The sequence below is a fragment of the Pseudomonas sp. LY-1 genome (genome assembly GCF_053502595.1).
Genome location: NZ_CP094353.1, coordinates 2,737,477 through 2,754,578, shown reverse-complemented (window position 1 = coordinate 2,754,578; position 17,102 = coordinate 2,737,477). Strand labels below are relative to the sequence as shown.

Sequence of the window (17,102 nt, the reverse complement as noted above, 5' to 3'; positions counted from 1 at the left end):
TCAATGTAGGAAAAACCCACCCACAATAGTTGCCTCTCACTGTTCATGACGGCGTATGCGACCTCTGCAACCGTCCTGTCTTGAAAGCAATGCGCTAACCGGACTTTCTCCTGAGTGCGGCAGATGTCAAAACCACCTAGAGAGGCTTCAGGGTGGAGCGTAAGGATTGCATGCCGACTTGCATAGGCCGGCCACCACCCTTGTACGTAATCGAGAACCTTGTATAACTTTTTGCAAGGTGCCTAGAGAATCCTGGGCGATTCATTTTTCTAGCTGTCGCCATTCTGACACGTATCGTCGAAATCATTAAAAGCTTGTGATGGCACTGCGCCATCACTGTGCTATATTCATCCAATCATCCATATCAATATTGATTATACCTGCCCCCCTTCTCAGATGACCGCGCCAGTTTTCATCGGTCACGGCTGATTACCAAAGGAACGCTATGAACTCTTGGTTCGCGAATATCAGCGTCATGCTCAAGCTGGCCTTGGGCTTTGCTGTTGTACTCCTTCTAACCGCCATCCTTGCCGCGACCAGTTGGTTCAGCTTGGGAAAAATGATTGACCGTAGTAATCGAATGGCCAGCATCACCGAACTCGGCAACCGTCTTGATCATCTACGGAGGGCCCGTTTTCAGTATCAGGTGGACAAGGGTGACGAGCAGCAAGGTGCATTGATCCAGGATGCGCTGGAACTGTTTGTCGCCAAGCAAAAAAGCCTCGCAAAAGAACTGCAGCAACCTGAAAACTTGCAAAGTCTTGCGCTGATCAACCAAGCCACCACTCAGTATCAAATGGCAATTAATACGATGCGCGAGGCCTATCGCAATAGTGCGGCCACCCGTAAGGAAATGGCCACCAATGCGGTCAAAGGCGCCGCGCTGATTGCCAAGCTCATCAATGACGTAGAAGCAATGCCAGTCTCTGATCAGCGCCGTTATGAGTTATACAAAGTCATCCTCAAGGCCAAAGAGGATGTCGCGCTGGTGCGTTATGAAGTTCGTGGCTACACCGGCAATCCCAACAGCACCACGGAACAAGCCGCCGCCCGCCAGCTTGATAGTGCGCTCAAGGGCATTGAAACCCTCAACAACACCTTTGGTGCTGCCTATGCCGATCCTATCAGGCAACTGGAAACCGCTCTGATGGCTTACCGCCGCTCAGTGCAGGATTTTACAGCCAGTAATGGGGCTATCGACCACTCCGTGCAGGACACTGTCAATTTCGGAGGGGCCATCACCCGTCTGACTGATGAAATGTATGCCAGACAGCTGGCCGCCCTTGAAACAGATAGTGCTCAGGCCCGCACGCTGCAGTTGAGTTGCACTGCTTTGGCAATGTTATTGGGGCTTCTTGCAGCTCTGATAATCACCCGCCAGATTACCCGCCCATTGCAGGAAACTCTGGCTGTGGTCGATTGCATTGCAGCGGGCGATCTCACGCAAAACATGGTCGTGACCCGTAGAGACGAACTGGGTGTGCTGCAACAAGGTATTCAGCGCATGGGTCGTACCTTGCGCGATCTGATCGGTGGTATCCGCGATGGAGTCACCCAGATCGCCAGTGCAGCGGAAGAGCTTTCAGCTGTCACTGAGCAGACCAGCGCTGGGGTCAATAGCCAGAAAACCGAGACCGACCAAGTGGCTACTGCGATGCACGAAATGTCGGCCACTGTGCATGAAGTTGCGCGGAATGCGGAACAAGCTTCCGTTGCCGCATCAGAGGCCGATGCTCAGGCGCGCGCGGGTGACAAAGTAGTCGCGGAAGCCATCGCCCAGATTGAGCGTTTGTCCAGCGAAGTCGGGCGTTCAGCGGAAGCTATGAATGAGCTTGAACAAGAAAGTGGGCGCATCGTTAAGATCATGGACGTGATCAAGGCGGTGGCTGAGCAAACTAATTTATTGGCCCTTAACGCGGCCATTGAGGCTGCTCGCGCAGGTGAGGCAGGGCGCGGTTTTGCAGTGGTCGCTGACGAAGTACGAGGACTGGCTCAGCGTACTCAGCAGTCCACTGAGGAAATAGAAAGCTTGGTGGCAGGCTTGCAAGGTGGAACACGTCAGGTGTCCAGTATTATGCAGAGCAGCCGCGAACTAACCGATAGCACTGTGGCGTTGGCAGGTAAAGCAGGCGCATCTTTAGCTAGCATCACTCAGACGGTTTCTGGGATTCAAGCCATGAACCAACAGATTGCTGCCGCCGCAGTACAACAAAGTTCGGTGGCGGAGGAAATAAGCCGCAGCATTTTGAGTGTACGCGACGTGTCTGAGCAGACCGCCTCAGCTAGTGAGGAGACAGCGGCCTCCAGTATCGAACTCGCGCGCCTGGGGGTACAGTTACAGCAACTTGTCAGTCACTTCAAGGTTTGACCGATGAGCCGTTCCCTCGACCTTGCTTCATCTTTCAAGCTCGGCGCATTAGGACGCCTGGATTCGACAGCGAGGTCGATCTGGTCAAGCGAGCACGCAGTATTCTGTCGATAGTCATCGTTTTACCTCGTCTCGGAATGGAGTGAACATTGTTGAGGACTTCATCAAACCAGTGCTCGAGCAGCAGGTTTCTTCCGGCTGAATCGCCACGGACTCTCTAGACACTTTGCAAGCTCATTGCGTAACGCTGATTGGCGCGCCATTCATGGACGATGACGTGTCCAACAGCAGTATGCAGGGGCATCGTTGCTCCGGATTCTCTGCAAACTCGGCGTCCGCAAAAGGTTGCTGCTCAAAATCGGTCATCTTGTCCCCTTTCAGTCCCTGACGAAGCTGTCATACGTGATAGCACGATAACATTGCGGATCATAGAACGCACAAAATGATAGGGACAGCCTTCCGCAGCAGCATCTCTCCCACCCCGCCCAGACGCCGTGATGGACAGGCTTGCTATGCCCCACCGCACAACAGGGTGATGTGCTTGTCCGCCGCCACCAGCACATGTTGCTGGCTGGCGCTGAGCTCCACGCTCTGATCCGCCTGCACCCGGATGCTGTTGTGCTGGGCCTGCAACAGCAGTTGGCCGTTATGGGCGATATGGCGCATGTCGCCGCCTTGGGCAAACAGACCGATTTCGTCGCCTGCATTGATCACCACTTTTTTGCCGGCGGTGAGTTGCTGGTTTTGTTGTGCCACGCTATCGATATGCTCGCCTGCGCCTATGGCGATGCTGCGGGACGTCGCGGCAGCGATGCCGGCAGGCCCACTTAACGCGATGATGGGTTGCGCGCCATTGCCGATGCCATTGGCCTGATCATTGGCACCATGGCCCAACGCGTTCACGGCATCAGTCAGGGACTGCTGCGGCTGCGCATCCAGGGCAATTGCCTGGGCGTTTTCGGCAGATGCTCCCAGCTGTTTGGCCAATGTCAGGGCGGCTTGCAATACATCAATCACCTGCTGGCGTTCTAGCTGACCCGCACCGGCCTTCAGTTGCGCTTCGGCAGTCAGCAACAATCCTTTTGCTGCACGCAACGCACCATGACCATCCGTGCGTAATTCAAAGCCTTCGCCCCTTGGCCGGCCACCACCATAGTGACGTGGATGCGTGAGGTAACCCAGGTGCAGAGCGCTGTGCGTGTGCTCGCTCATTAATGCCGCACTGATTTGCCCGGTGGTGTCGTCAATACGCAACTCATTGGCTTGGGTGCCGCCAAACTCGCGGCTTTTGGTTGTTGCTATAGCTTTCAGCTTGGGTAGCTCATAGGGCGGCAAATTGGTCTGCCGGTACGCTCGCCCAATGGCGATCGGCTGATCGGGATCTCCGTCCAGATGGCTGATCACCAATTCCTGACCCACACGGGGGATGGCCATCGAGCCCCAGGTCGCCCCGGCCCAGCCTTGGGTGACGCGGATCCAGCACGAGCTGTGGTCGTTGTTTTTGTCCGAGCGATCCCACGGGAATTGCACCTTGATCCGGCCCCATTCATCGCAATAGATCTCCTCACCCGGCGGCCCGACCACGGTGGCGATCTGCGGGCCGTCGATACGGGGTTTGTTGGGTAGAGGAGCTTTCCAGTCGGAGGTCCAGCGGATGGCCGTGGCCTTCACTTCATAGGAAGTGCCGCTGTCACTGCCAAACGCTTCTTCCTGCAAGCTGGTGTGTTGTTTGCCTTCGTGCTTGATGGCGATGGTGCGCCAGCGATCATTGAAGTCTTCGCGCGGGTGGTCGTTGAGGTCGAAGGCCAACCCCGGTTGCAGGCGTTCGTCGTCACCTTCCACATGGGCCAGCTTGGCGTCATTGCGCAGGGCGGCCAGGCGGGTTTTGGTAAAAGGCTTGCCGGCAATATCGCGTTTGTAGCGGCCGGGATAGTCGTAGCGTTCGTAATCCTTGTGCTGGTTGTTCAGGTCCTGGTCGCCGGTCGCGGTGTGCTGCTGGTTGTAGAGCGGGTGGGTGAAGGTGTAGTCGCGTTGCACTTGTACGGCGGTGCGCACTTGTTCGGTGTAGTGGAAGCGGGTCAACGCCGGTTCCATGGAATCGCCGCCACCCATGGGCTGGTAGATCACCGGGCAATCGGTGTGGGTGCCGATGGTGCCCAGGCCGCCGACGCGGTCGGTGAGGACGAGGGTGTGGCCGTCGGCGCGGTGTTCGAAGGTGTAGAGCAGGCCTTCCTCGGCGGCGAGGCGGGTGATGAAGTCGAGGTCGGTTTCGCCGGCCTGTACGCAGTATTCGCGGGGTTGGTGCTCGAAGCAGATTTCGCTGCGGATGTCGGTCAGTTTCTGCTCGGCCAGCATGCTGGTGATGATGTCGGGCGCGGTCTGGGCCTGGAAGATGCGCCAGTTGGAGCGCAGATCGAAACGCTTCAGGGTCGGTTCGACCACGGCGGTGTAGCGGGTGCGGCGAAAGCCGGTGTCGCCCTGTTGGAACAGGCTGACCAGTCCGTGCACGTAACGTACCGGAGTTTCACCGCGCCAGATCGTGAACAGCCCCGCCAGGTCGAGCACGTTATTGAAGTCGATGGCGGCGTTGTGGTTGGCCAGTTCCAGGGTGAGCTTGAACGGCTGGGACAGGCTTTCGTCGAGCTTGAACGAAATCACGTCGAAGGCGTCGCCTTTCAGGGGTTCGAAGGTAAAACGCAGATCGCTTTGGCGGGGCACGTGACTAGTCCTTACGTTCACTGATAATGGTTGCCACCTTCTGATACAACTCCGGCTCCCACCCCTGCGCCGCGGTCTCGCGCATCAACCGCGCCACACTGGCGTACAGGTCATCCGCCAGCCACGACAAGCCACGCGAGGCCAACAGGTCGGCAGCAATCACTGTGGCGTAGCTGCGCTGGCGCGGAGCCTCATGGGTGGCGTGCAGTTCCTGCAGGCGCAGCAGCACCACTTCCACGCCTTCGGTATTGAGCTGGGTGGTCAGTTCGTCGCGCAGGCCGGCGTATTCCTGCACCGGGCTGCCGGTGGTTTGCGCCTGGTCGGCGCCGGTGATCCAGGCCTGGGTTTGCACATCCACGAACGGTGTGCCGTCGCTGAAGCACAACTCCAGCAAGGCCGGCAAACGGCAGACAAACCGCTCGCAGGTCTGGCGAATGGCGGCCGCCACTTCTTCCATCGCCAGGCGCGAGGCGACCTCGGCGGCCAGGTAACTGCCGCGTAGCCAGTACGGCGAGGCGCAGACGCTTTTTTCGATGCGCAGCAGCAGGTTCGGCTCAATGGCGTTGTGGTTCAGCGCGTCCTGGTAGCCGTCGACGATATCCTTGGGCACGGCGGTCAATTCGGTGCGACGGTCGCGGGTGATGGGCGGCGCAGTACGCAAATGCGACCACAGGCCGAATCGTCGTAGTTGGTAGCCGGTGGGGTCGTAGGGATCTTGTTGGTTGATCTGCTCGGCCATGTTCAACACGGCGCGGCGTTGTTCGCGCTCGTTGCTCGGCGCTTGCGGTTTGGGGCGGGCGAAAAAGGCCGACTCCAGCACACTGCCGGAGGCGGCCGCACGGGCGGGCTCAGTAGCAACAACCGGCTCGCTGTATTTGTCCAACTGGCGTTGCAACGCGTCCAACGGGGCCGGGTCGAGCTTGGCGCTTTCGGCACAGCGTTGCAGATTGGCCAGGGCCAGTTCCGCCGCGGCTTGGTAGGCCGGTTCAAAACTGCTGCGCTCCAGGGTCGGCAACACCTGCCCCAGGTCGCCCAACAGGCGCTGCACTTGCTTGCGTTTGTTCAGGTAGCCGGTGGGGCCGGGCTTGGGGTGAGCGCTGTCCCAATACAACTCGACCATGCCGGCCAACAAACCCAGGGCATCGGCCCAGCGCGCCCATTGCCGGGTGCGCAGCCACACCACCTGTAGGTGCGCGACGACCCGCCAGTGCTTGCACTGGGTCGCCAGGTATTGGCGGGAGGCTTCGTCGATATACGGCCAGTCGATATCGCCTTCACGCAGGCCGCCGAGCTTGACCATCTCTTGGTCGATGGCCTGGTAGGTTTCATCCTCCACATCGAAATGCCCGGCAGGTTGCTCCGGGTCGATGGGGGTCAGCAGCAACTTGACAGTGTCCGCCGGCACGTCGATTACCAGCGACATACTTGGCGCTCCTGTTCGATCAGTTCACCCAGCCCTTCAGCGTCGAAGACCAGGCCGTGCAGCCGCGGATAGTCGCTCTCCAGTCGTAGACGCTGGCCACCGCCCATATTGCGCAACAAGGCAATCGCCTGCAGCCCGCGCCCGGCGTCGACCACCAGACCCGCGTCGTCCAGCACCTGCCACTGATAAGCCCCGGAGACTGGGCGCTCATCCTTGAACAGTTGGATGCGAATCTTGTTAGGCTTGGCCGGTTCATCCAGCACCAACTGCAGGCGCGAGATTTTCGACTCACAACTGATGGCCAAGTAAGGCCGAGGCGGTAGCGCGCCCAACGCTGGGGCTGAGATCACCAGCCGCTGTTGCTGGTCGTTGTCCGGCTCCGGGAATGACGACAACAGAAAACGCTGATCCTCGGATGGACGCTTGGCCTCATTGCGTTGGACCAGATCGACAATCGGCAACACCCGGCCCAGGGCACGTGGCGGCGCAGGTGGCTGATGAATGGGCGTGCCGGCCGCCAGATCAAAGCATTCCAGGCGTTTCAAGGGCGAGACGATGGCAGGGCAATCCTGGGTCGCTGCCCGCGCCTCCATTACCGCCACAACCGTCAGGCAGAGCGCCCATTTCCATCCTCGCCATCCGTTGCGCATCAACGCCTCCTGAATATGCCTCGTTGAATCCAAACCGGATATTTTTCAACTTTCGAACTAACGCGGCTTAGACCGAAAGTTAAATTCATTAACTTGCAAAGCGTCACCCGCCCTCAATGGATAGGCAAGTAAAAGACGAGCAACACACTGCCAAATCGAGAATAAAAAGAGATATCTTTCAGATAGCTCCATAGCGAGCGTAGGAAATTTAGAAATCCTTATCGCGATGCCTTTTCCTACATCCAAAGCCCACGAATCGCGTCCATTTCGTCCTACAAGACAAACCTTGCAACAGCTGGTTCTAATACGCCGACCTTACGAAAAGGATTTTTCCAATGTCGAAAACTCAGGGTTCTGTCGCCCCAAAAGAACGCATCAACATCAAGTACGTCCCAGCCACAGGCGATCAACAAGCAGAAGTAGAGCTTCCCCTGAAGCTGTTGGTTACCGGCGACTTCAAAGGCCACGGTGAACTAACCGCCCTTGAAGACCGGCAATCCGTTCGAATAGATAAAGACACCTTCAATGAAGTACTCACCAAAGCCGAAGTTGCTCTGGACATGGCGGTGCCGTCTGTTCTGAACAACGATCAAGACACCGACTTGAACGTGCAACTTCAATTCAAAAGCATCAATGACTTCGGCCCCGATGCGATCGCCCGCCAAGTACCGGAGTTGAACAAGTTGCTGGAACTGCGCGAAGCCTTAGTTGCGCTCAAGGGCCCGATGGGCAATGTCCCGGCCTTTCGTAAACACCTGCAAAACCTGCTGACCGATGAAACCGCCCGTCAACGCCTGGCCAGTGAACTGAATCTGGTGCTCGACGCGCCCAACAACTGACTTGAACACCCTTCTCAACGGAGTACTCCCCATGCCTATGGAAAGCGCCGCCGCCAAAGTATTGGTGGCTGACGAACCGCCGTCGTTGCTTGACCAACTGCTGGCCAACACCACCATTCGCCCGTCCCAGGAAGGCTATGCCGTTGCCCGCCAAGGCGTGGCTGCGTTTATCAGCGAGATCCTGCAAAGCGGCGATCACCAGCAGCCGGTCAATAAGCACCGCGTCGACCAGATGATTGCCGAAATCGACCGCGCCTTGAGCAAGCAGATGGACGTGATTCTGCATCAACCGCAGTTCCAGCAACTGGAGTCGTCGTGGCGTGGTCTGAAGCTGTTGGTGGATCGCACGGATTTCCGCGAGAACATCAAGCTGGAAATGCTGCACGTCACCAAAGAAGAGCTGCTGGACGACTTCGACAACGCCGGCGACATCACCCGCAGCGGCTTGTACAAGCACGTCTACACCGCCGGTTATGGTCAGTTTGGCGGCGAACCAGTGGGCGCCATCGTCGGCAACTACACCTTTGGCCCCAGCTCGCCAGACATCAAGTTGCTCAGCTATGTGGCCTCCATCGGCGCCATGTCCCACGCGCCGTTTGTCTCGGCGGCCGGGCCTGAGCTCTTCAACCTCGAAGGGTTCCAGGGTCTGCCCGACCTCAAGGAAATCAGCGATATTTTCGAGGGGCCGCGCCACACCAAGTGGCGTGGTCTGCGGGAATCCGAGGATGCCCGCCATCTGGCCCTGACCCTGCCGCGCTTCCTGTTACGCACGCCGTACAGCACTGAAGACAACTCGGCGCGCAGCTTCGGCTATGACGAAACCGTCGACGGTAATCACGATAATTATCTGTGGGGTAACACCGCGTTTCTGATGGCCTCGCGCATCACCGACAGCTTCGCCCGCTACCGCTGGTGCCCGAACATCATCGGCCCGCAATCTGGCGGCGCGGTGGATGACCTGCCGGTGCACCTGTATGAATCCCTGGGCCAATTGCAGGCCAAGATCCCTACCGAAGTGCTGATCTCCGACCGCAAGGAGTTCGAGCTGGCCGAAGCCGGTTTCATCCCACTGACCATGCGCAAGGACAGCGACAACGCGGCGTTCTTCTCTGCCAACTCGGTACAAAAACCGAAGAACTTCCCCAAGACCCGCGAAGGCCAGGAAGCCCAGACCAACTACAAGCTTGGCACCCAGTTGCCGTACCTGTTTATCGTCAATCGCCTGGCCCACTACATCAAGGTGCTGCAACGCGAACAGATCGGCAGTTGGAAGGAACGCCAGGACCTGGAGCGCGAGCTGAACGACTGGCTTAAGCAGTACATCGCCGACCAGGAAAACCCTTCGTCCGATGTGCGCAGCCGTCGCCCCTTGCGCGCCGCAAAAGTCGTGGTGCAGGACGTGGAAGGCAATCCAGGCTGGTACCAGGTGTCGCTGGCCGTGCGCCCGCACTTCAAGTACATGGGCGCCAACTTCGAGATCTCCCTGGTCGGTCGGCTGGACACCCAATAAGTGGGCGCCAGCCTGTTCGAACGCTTGGAACCCGACGCACCGCGCTACCGCCCCGGCAGCGCGGATGAGCAGGCGCGCCAGCGGGTCGAGGCGATCAAACGCCACTTGGAACAGGTGCTCAACTCACGCCAGGGCTGCTCGCAAAGCAGCCCTGAACTGGGCCTGCGCGATTTCAACGGCGTCACCCAGGCCAGCAGTGACTTGGTGGTGGCCATCAGCGCAGATATCCGGCGCTCGGTGGAAGCGTTTGAACCGCGCATCAAGGTCAGGGGCGTACGTTTTCAGCCCGACCCGGACCTGCCACTGGAGCTGAACTTTCGCCTGGATTGCCAGGTGCAGGTCAACCACAAGGAAGAACAGGTGCAGATCGAGGTGGCCATGCACGGCCGCGACGGCTACACCCGCGTGCGATGAGGATGCAATGGACTTGAAACAACGCTTTGCCGAGGAGCTGCGCTACCTGCGCGAACTCGGCCGCGAGTTTGCCGAGGACAACCCGCAACTGGCGCAATTTCTCGGTGATCAGGCCGGCGACCCGGACGTGGAGCGGCTGCTGGAAGGCTTTGCCTTCCTCACCGCCAAGCTGGGCATGAAGATCGACGACGATTTGCCGGAGCTGACCCATCCGCTGTTGCAGATGCTTTGGCCCAATTACCTGCGGCCCCTGCCCAGCGCGACCATCATCCGTTTTACACCGTTGCCGGATGCGATCAGCCAGCGCCAGGTGATCCCAAAGGGCACGCCGTTGTTTGCCAAACCGGTGGATGGCATCTCCTGCCAGTTTCGTACCTGCACTGACGTCAACCTGTATCCATTGGCGTTGCAGGAAGTCAGCGATGCCCACAGCCGCGAGGCCTCGGTGATGCGCATCGACCTCAAGGTGTTGACCGAGCAACCGCTGACCAGCATGGCCTGCGACCAACTGGATTTTCATCTGGGTGGAGATAACGCCACCGCCATGACGTTGTACCTGTGGCTCGCCCACTACTTGGACAGCGTCACGTTACATATTGATAAGCAAAGCTATCGCCTGCCAGCCAAGGCTATCGGCTTTCCCGGTTTCACCGCCGAAGAAGCGCTGCTGCCCTACCCGCGCAATGTGTTCGATGGCTACCGGATCCTGCAGGAGTATTTTGTATTCCCGCAGCGTTTTCACTTTTTCAGCCTGACCCAGCTGGCGCGCGTCTGGCCGGAGATCAGCGCCACCAGCCTGCGCTTTGAATTTCAGTTCAGCCGGCCCATGCCGCCTGATATCCGCCTGCGCACCAGTGACCTGCACCTGTACTGCGCGCCGGCGGTCAACCTGTTCCGCCACGATGCCAACCCTATTGCACTGGATGGGCGCAGTCTGGAGCGGCGTATCAGCCCCAGCGGCAACCGCCCCGAGGCCTTCGAAATTTTCAGTGTCGATAACGTGGCCGGTTGGGATGCCGCCGACAAGGAGCGCAAAGGCGATCCGCTGCGACGCTTTACTCCATTCGAATCGTTCCAGCATGAGATCGAACACGCGCGGGGCCGCACGGCACTGTATTTCCGCACGCATATCGAAGAGTCCCACGGGCGCGAGGGCTTGCGTCATCGCATCGCTTTCGTGCGCGGCGATGAAAGCCTGTACATCGGTGAGCATGAAGCAGCGTCCATCGAATTGACCTGCAGCAACCGCGATTTGCCGCAGTTGCTGGGCGTGGGAGATGTATCGCTGTCCACCGAAGTCACGCCGTCGTTTGCCACCTATACCAACCTGATCGCACCGACCCGAAGCTACCGGCCCGTGCTGGACAGCAGCCTGCACTGGACGCTGATTTCCAACCTGTCGCTGAACTACCTGTCGTTGCTGTCGGCCGAGCCGCTCAAGGCGGTGATCCGCGCCTATGACTTCGCCGCCCTGCACGACCTGCAACAAGCCCGCGCCACCCGCAAGCGCCTCAACGGCATCCGTGATGCGGTGACCACGCCGATTGACTGGCTGATGAAGGGCCAGCCCGTGCGGGGCGTGCAGACCCGCCTGCAACTGGACCAGAACGCGTTTCTTTGCGAGGGCGAGTTGTACCTGTTCGCCAGCGTGCTTTCGCACTTCTTCGCCCTCTACGCGAGCATCAATTCCTTCCACCGCCTGGAAGTGATCAATACCACTAACAACGAGCGCTACGAATGGCCACTGTTGACCGGCAGACAACCCGTGATCTAGCCGATATGCTGCTGGCCGACGCGCGGAACTACTCGTTTCACCGTCTGCTGGAGCATCTGCACGCTTTGCACGGCGATGACCTGGAGGCGCAGCCCTTGAGTGCGGCGGCGAGACGCCGCGTGCGCCTGCAAAGCCATGCAGGGTTGGGCTTTCCGGCCTCCGATGTGGTCGAAGCGGCACGCATTGAGGAGGACCGCGAAGAAGTGCGCTATCGCTTGCAGACCAGCTTCTTTGGCCTGCACGGTACCGACTCACCGCTGCCCGGCTATTACCTGGACCGCCTGGCCTACGAGCAGGCTCAGGAGCGCGGGATTCGCCCGGCGTTCATAGACTTTTTCAATCATCGCCTGCTGACCCTGCTGCATACCAGCTGGCGCAAGTACCGCTACTACATTCGCTTTCAGGCCGAGGCCAGCGATCGTTTTTCGCGCTACGTATTTTCCATGGTTGGGCTGAACGACAACGACCTTCGCGGTGCGACACCGCTGCCGTGGGGCCGATTGCTGAGCTTTGCTGGCTTGATCGCCAGTCGCAGCCGTTCACCTTCGATAGTGTCCGGCATTGTTGAGCACAGCTTTGATCTGCACGGCGTTTATATCCGTGAGTTCGAGGTGCGCTCGGTAAATTTGCCGCAGCGTCAGCGCCTGGCGTTGGGCAAAGCCAACGGCACCCTGGGCAGCGATTTTGTGGTGGGCGACCGCAGCAAGACCCGCGCCAGCAAGTTCACCCTGGTGATTCCCAACCTGACCCAGACGCGCTTTCGGCAGTTTTTGCCCAGCGGCGAGCAGTTCGGGCGATTGCGCCAGTTGATGGATTTTCTGCTGCGCGATGCCACCGCCTACGACCTGGAACTGGGGCTGCGCGAAGAAGATGTACCGCCGTTCAACCTGCAACGCACCAGCGGTACCCACCTGGGCTGGACCAGCTTTATCGAACATCAAGAACACCGCCATCCCGCCGTGGTGCGGATTCGGGGGCGCGCATGAAGTTGACACTGGTCATCAACAATCCTGCGCAGTTGTTGCACGGGTATTTGCCTCTTCACCGGTTTGGCCCACAGGGCGGCAGCATCGGCAGTGCCGCTGTGGACTGGCGCCTGGAAGATCGCCACAACAGCGTACGCCCCAACCATTGCGATATCCGCGTCATCGAAGGGCGGTTCTGCGTGATCGACCGCAGCGGTAGAACCTACGTCAACGGTCACGAACTGCCGCTTGAGCGCCATGTTGCGATAAGCCTCAACGACGGTGATCGATTGCAGATTGGTGCGTATCAGGTTGCGGTGCAGTTGGGCGAATACGCCCCCGGACAGCATTCGCTCGATGAGCTGCTCGGCGACCACCCTGAGGTCATGCACGTATGGCACCAGGAAGACCTGCCGAGTCGGCCACCAGCGGATAAGCGACCTGCCACTTGCCCGGAGTTCGAGCGTCTTTGCCAGCCAGTGGATTTGACGGAGCAAGGCGATCCGCTGCGAGCACTGGAAGCAGCGCCGCCTTCAAAAAATCAGCCGCCTGAAGTTCGCTCGAAGGTTCCAAAACCTCCCACCATTTTGTTCAGCAACCTGCGCCTGGGCACCCTGTTGCTCGCCTGCCTGGCCCTCGGCGGCTGCACCATGCTCGGCAAGATCGGCCAAGTGATCTGGACGCCCTCCATCCCGGTCGGCGGCCCCGACGATCAGCCCAGCCGCTACTCCCTGAGCCTGCACGCCAGCGACGACGTCAACCCGCGCCTGATCAGCACCGGCACGGCACTGGATGAAGACGCGAGCCGTTCGCCCTACACCCTCAACGTGCAAGCAACCAGCCCGCAGGCGCTGACGGACAAAGTACAAACCTTGCTCAGTCACCTTTACGAAAGCGTACCGGCCCAGTCGCCACTGAGCTTGGAGCCAGACCCTGTAGTGCCCATGTCGCCTATCGAAGACGCGCTGCTGGGCGACTACGACGCTCAAGGCGTGAGCCTGACCACGCCCTGGGGCAACCCGGCATTGCAGCACGTCGCCACGCCCATCGCCTTCAAGGTCTTGCAGTTGACTGACGACTCGCTGCTGGTCAACGCCAGTCCCCAAGCCATGGCCGACGACCTGAAAAAGACCCTGGGCAGCACCTACATCCGCGCCGACGACTACCTGCTCAACCCCGGCCAATTCAAGTTCATCGACCTGCGCGCCCTGGATGAAGACACCCGCTTTATCGCAGTGATTGCCAACTACCACAGCACTGATGTCGGCCGGTGGAAACAGCGCCTGCGCGTCGAGCCCAAGGGCCGCCAATACGCCGTGCTGGTGCAGTTGGACGCCGCCCAGGTCAGCCTCAAAGGAGAAACCCGATGACGCCTTTTTCAGTCGCTTTTGCCCCGAGTAATCACCGATGAGTTCACGCAACCCCGTCATCTGGCATGAAGGTTTGTTCGTCAAACCCCAGCACTTTCAGCAACAGGCCCGCGCCGCCGAAGCCGCCGTGCACCAGCGCCTGCACAGCCTCAACGACGCGCTCTATGGCTTCAGCGAGCTGGCGTTGAACGACGAATACCTGAGCTTCGGCAAAATCGCCATTACCCGGGCACGCGGGATCATGCCCGACGGCAGCGTCTTCGACATTCCCCACGACCTGGCACCGCCCTCCCCGCTGGAGATCGCTGACAGCAGCGCGGTCGGCCAGATCGTCTACCTGGCACTGCCGTTGCGCTCCAACGGAGCCCTCGAAGTGCGCTGGCCCGACCAGTACGGCAACAGCCGCTACATCGCCCGCCGCGAGGAAATCCGCGACACCCACAGCGATGACGGCGATCAAGTCGGCATGGACCTGGCCGTGCCCAACCTGCAACTGATGCTCGAACGTAGCGACCGCAGTGCCTTTACCGGCATCGCCCTGGGCAAAATCAAGGACAAACGCCCGGACGGCAGCCTGGTGATGGACGAGCACTTCTACCCCACCAGCCTGTCCCTGCAAGCGGTGCCGGCGTTGCATCGCTACCTGGGTGAAGTGGCCGGGTTGATGCGTGAACGCGCCAAGAACCTGGCCCAGCGGATCGGCTCACCGGGGCAATCGGGGGTGGCCGATGTCACCGACTTCAACCTGCTGCAAACCCTCAATCGTTTGTTCCCGCTGTTCCAGCACCTGGCCCGGCAACGCCAGGTTCACCCGGAGCGGCTGTACATCGCGCTGGCGCAAGCCTGCGGCGAACTGGTGACCTTTACCGACGAGGGCCACCTGCCCCAGGAATACCCGGCCTACCAGCACGACAACCTGCGCGAATCCTTCCAGATGCTGGAGCACACCCTGCGCCGCGCCCTAGGCACAGTACTGCAACCACGCGCGGTGTCGCTGCCGATTGTCGAGCAGCAGTACGGCGTGCGCAGCGCCGCCTTGAACGACAAGCGCCTGCTGGACAACGCCGAATTCATCCTCGCCGTGCGCGCTGAACTGCCCGCGGAAACCCTGCGTCAGCAACTGCCGAGGCAGATCAAGATCACCTCCACCGAAGGGCTGGAGCAATTGGTCAGCCTGCAACTGCCGGGCATCCCATTGCGGCCGCTGCCGGTGGCGCCGCGCCACCTGCCGTTCCATGCCGGCTTCAGCTACTTCGAACTCGACCGCCATCACCCTGCCTGGCAAAGCCTGAGCAGCGGCAGCGGGTTCGGTTTCCATATTGCCGGTGATTTCCCGGAGCTGGAGTTGCAGTTCTGGGCGATCAGGAGTGAGAGAGATGACTAAGACCACACCAAATTCATGGCACCACGAGGAAGTCTCCGGCGCCATCGACTTTGCCGGCGAAACGATCACTGCCAACAGCCAAAGACAATTGGCCGACCCTGAATTCGACTTGCGCGGCGTAGCCTGGAACCCGCTGTGCGATGCCGCCACGCCACTGATCGGCCTGGTGATCCGCCTGCGCCGCCTGGACCAGCACGATGACGTACCTGCGCTGTACCTGAGCGTCAGCAACCAGATCACTACGATCATGGAAGAAGTCAGCCAGCTCGACTACGACGCCGGCATGCTCAAGGCCTACTCCTACAGCCTGTGCCTGTTGCTCGACGAAGTGGTCATGAGTACCACCTGGGGCCGGCTCTCCAGTTGGAGCGCACGCTCATTGCTCAGCCAGTTCCATGGCGAAACCCAGGGTGGCGAAAAATTCTTCACCGTCATGAACAACATGATCCCCGAAGCCGCCCGGTATCAGCATGTGCTGGAGTTCATGTACCAGTGTCTGATCTCCGGCCTCAAGGGCAAATACGGCGCCCATATCAAGGGCGATGACGAGATACAGAAGATCATCGACCAACTGCATGGCCTGTTGCGCCCCCTGCGCGGCGAGACACCCAAGCGCCTGACCGACCCGCTGAAAAACGTCGCGCCGCGCAACTACCGGATCAAACGCGCATGGCCGCTGTGGACGCCTTGGGCCATGGCCGCCGTCATGCTGACGGTCGCCTACACAATCTACTCAATCCGCCTGAACACCATCACCCAGCAGGTGCTGGTGTCGCTGGAGCGGGTGCTGCACCTGTAACCGATTTTCAGCGTGCTCATCCCGAGCGCCTGCAAAGCCATGGCCGTATAGGCCATAACCCGCGACCCCATGGGTCGTTCACTTGATCGCGACAAGGAGCATGTCATGCCAACACCCGCGTACATCAGCATCCACGGCAAAAACCAGGGCCACATCACTAAAGGTGCCTTCACCGCTGATTCGGTGGGCAACGTCTTTGTGGAAGGCCACGAGGACGAAATCCTCGCCCAGGAAATAGACCATCAAATCGGTGCCCCAACCGACCCGCAAAGCGGCCAACCCACCGGACAGCGCGTGCATAAACCGCTGACCTTCACCAGCGCGCTGAACAAAGCCTCGCCGCTGCTTTACCAGGCCTTGGCCACTGGCGAAATGCTGCCGACCGTTGAGGTCAGGTGGTTCCGCACCTCCACCGACGGTAAACAGGAGCACTTCTTCACCACCAAACTGGAAGAGGCCACCGTCGTCGACATCCACACCGTGTTGCCTCACGCCCAGGACAGCGAGAACGAAAACTATACCCAACTGATCAAGACCAGCCTGGCTTACCGCAAGGTCAGCTGGAGTCATGTGGTGGCCGGCACCGAAGCCTCGGACGACTGGCGCAAACCGGCTGCAGCGGGTTAAGCGCGCCCATTCCGCCGCTGCGGTTCGCGCAGCGGCAGAACCTTCACTGACTCAACCCATTTAAGGAGGCTCTATGCCTGCCGTCGTTCTGGTCGGTCACGACCATGATTGCCCTCTGTGTGGCCCCACCACTATCAACAGCGGTACGCGCAATGTCACCGTCAACGGTCGCGCCGTCGCCCGTGTCGGCGATACCACCGACCACGATGACGAACTCGAAAACGGTGATAGCAGTTGGTTGATCGACTGACACTCACATAC

14 protein-coding genes are annotated in these 17,102 nt (G+C 59.7%); 11 read left to right on the top strand and 3 right to left on the bottom strand.

The window, feature by feature from the left end; translation table 11 throughout:
- Positions 1-445 precede the first annotated feature (445 nt).
- Positions 446-2,368 (top strand): methyl-accepting chemotaxis protein, encoded by a 1,923-nt coding sequence (locus tag MOQ67_RS12770; RefSeq protein ID WP_104903497.1) that lies wholly within the window; start codon positions 446-448, stop codon positions 2,366-2,368.
- Positions 2,369-2,878: 510 nt separating this feature from the next.
- On the opposite strand, the gene MOQ67_RS12765 is transcribed toward MOQ67_RS12770, so the two are convergent.
- From MOQ67_RS12765 to vasI, 3 genes are read right to left on the bottom strand one after another with little or no spacing between them, the layout of a single operon-like run.
- Complete coding sequence (locus MOQ67_RS12765; protein WP_307847784.1) at positions 2,879-5,086, bottom strand: type VI secretion system Vgr family protein; 2,208 nt, start codon at positions 5,084-5,086, stop codon at positions 2,879-2,881.
- Between the two features lie 4 nt (positions 5,087-5,090).
- On the bottom strand, positions 5,091-6,509 hold the full coding sequence (tssA, locus tag MOQ67_RS12760) for a type VI secretion system protein TssA (protein WP_198718581.1): 1,419 nt from the start codon (positions 6,507-6,509) through the stop codon (positions 5,091-5,093).
- Entirely contained in the window at positions 6,497-7,159 is a 663-nt protein-coding gene (vasI, locus tag MOQ67_RS12755; RefSeq protein WP_226926203.1) for a type VI secretion system-associated protein VasI, read from the bottom strand. The genes tssA and vasI overlap by 13 nt, the downstream gene beginning before the upstream one ends.
- 335 nt (positions 7,160-7,494) lie before the next feature.
- On the opposite strand from vasI, the gene tssB reads away from it, so the two are divergent.
- From tssB to MOQ67_RS12705, 10 genes are all read left to right on the top strand, one after another.
- Positions 7,495-7,998, top strand: a complete 504-nt coding sequence (gene tssB / locus MOQ67_RS12750; protein ID WP_017847981.1) for a type VI secretion system contractile sheath small subunit — start codon at positions 7,495-7,497, stop codon at positions 7,996-7,998.
- Between the two features lie 37 nt (positions 7,999-8,035).
- The gene (tssC, locus tag MOQ67_RS12745) at positions 8,036-9,508 is read left to right on the top strand and encodes a type VI secretion system contractile sheath large subunit (RefSeq protein WP_032804672.1); all 1,473 of its coding nucleotides are present in this window, start codon (positions 8,036-8,038) and stop codon (positions 9,506-9,508) included.
- Positions 9,509-9,922 carry a type VI secretion system baseplate subunit TssE gene (tssE, locus tag MOQ67_RS12740; protein ID WP_017847983.1) on the top strand — a complete coding sequence of 138 codons (414 nt, stop codon included), beginning with the start codon at positions 9,509-9,511 and terminating at the stop codon, positions 9,920-9,922.
- Positions 9,923-9,929: 7 nt separating this feature from the next.
- The gene (gene tssF, locus MOQ67_RS12735; RefSeq protein ID WP_198718582.1) at positions 9,930-11,696 is read left to right on the top strand and encodes a type VI secretion system baseplate subunit TssF; all 1,767 of its coding nucleotides are present in this window, start codon (positions 9,930-9,932) and stop codon (positions 11,694-11,696) included.
- Positions 11,660-12,682 carry a type VI secretion system baseplate subunit TssG gene (gene tssG, locus MOQ67_RS12730; protein WP_026140155.1) on the top strand — a complete coding sequence of 341 codons (1,023 nt, stop codon included), beginning with the start codon at positions 11,660-11,662 and terminating at the stop codon, positions 12,680-12,682. The genes tssF and tssG overlap by 37 nt, the downstream gene beginning before the upstream one ends.
- Complete coding sequence (gene tssJ / locus MOQ67_RS12725; RefSeq protein WP_198718583.1) at positions 12,679-14,031, top strand: type VI secretion system lipoprotein TssJ; 1,353 nt, start codon at positions 12,679-12,681, stop codon at positions 14,029-14,031. Before tssG ends, tssJ begins: the two co-directional genes overlap by 4 nt.
- A gap of 37 nt (positions 14,032-14,068) precedes the next feature.
- The gene (gene tssK, locus MOQ67_RS12720) at positions 14,069-15,415 is read left to right on the top strand and encodes a type VI secretion system baseplate subunit TssK (protein ID WP_169884033.1); all 1,347 of its coding nucleotides are present in this window, start codon (positions 14,069-14,071) and stop codon (positions 15,413-15,415) included.
- Positions 15,408-16,214, top strand: coding sequence for a type IVB secretion system protein IcmH/DotU (icmH, locus tag MOQ67_RS12715; protein WP_046483834.1), 807 nt, complete (start codon positions 15,408-15,410; stop codon positions 16,212-16,214). Before tssK ends, icmH begins: the two co-directional genes overlap by 8 nt.
- Positions 16,215-16,319: 105 nt before the next feature.
- Positions 16,320-16,841: an Hcp family type VI secretion system effector gene (locus MOQ67_RS12710; protein ID WP_017847989.1), complete on the top strand. Its 522-nt coding sequence runs from the start codon at positions 16,320-16,322 to the stop codon at positions 16,839-16,841.
- Between the two features lie 73 nt (positions 16,842-16,914).
- Positions 16,915-17,091, top strand: a complete 177-nt coding sequence (locus MOQ67_RS12705; protein WP_198718584.1) for a PAAR domain-containing protein — start codon at positions 16,915-16,917, stop codon at positions 17,089-17,091.
- Positions 17,092-17,102 lie beyond the last annotated feature (11 nt).

Bases quoted from the DNA above. Each gene is read 5' to 3' on its own strand.
- MOQ67_RS12770 (WP_104903497.1), top strand. From the start codon at position 446: ATGAACTCTTGGTTCGCGAATATCAGCGTCATGCTCAAGCTGGCCTTG.
- tssA (WP_198718581.1), bottom strand. From the start codon at position 6,509: ATGTCGCTGGTAATCGACGTGCCGGCGGACACTGTCAAGTTGCTGCTG.
- vasI (WP_226926203.1), bottom strand. From the start codon at position 7,159: ATGCGCAACGGATGGCGAGGATGGAAATGGGCGCTCTGCCTGACGGTT.
- tssB (WP_017847981.1), top strand. From the start codon at position 7,495: ATGTCGAAAACTCAGGGTTCTGTCGCCCCAAAAGAACGCATCAACATC.
- tssC (WP_032804672.1), top strand. From the start codon at position 8,036: ATGGAAAGCGCCGCCGCCAAAGTATTGGTGGCTGACGAACCGCCGTCG.
- tssF (WP_198718582.1), top strand. From the start codon at position 9,930: ATGGACTTGAAACAACGCTTTGCCGAGGAGCTGCGCTACCTGCGCGAA.
- tssG (WP_026140155.1), top strand. From the start codon at position 11,660: ATGGCCACTGTTGACCGGCAGACAACCCGTGATCTAGCCGATATGCTG.
- tssJ (WP_198718583.1), top strand. From the start codon at position 12,679: ATGAAGTTGACACTGGTCATCAACAATCCTGCGCAGTTGTTGCACGGG.
- tssK (WP_169884033.1), top strand. From the start codon at position 14,069: ATGAGTTCACGCAACCCCGTCATCTGGCATGAAGGTTTGTTCGTCAAA.
- icmH (WP_046483834.1), top strand. From the start codon at position 15,408: ATGACTAAGACCACACCAAATTCATGGCACCACGAGGAAGTCTCCGGC.
- MOQ67_RS12710 (WP_017847989.1), top strand. From the start codon at position 16,320: ATGCCAACACCCGCGTACATCAGCATCCACGGCAAAAACCAGGGCCAC.
- MOQ67_RS12705 (WP_198718584.1), top strand. From the start codon at position 16,915: ATGCCTGCCGTCGTTCTGGTCGGTCACGACCATGATTGCCCTCTGTGT.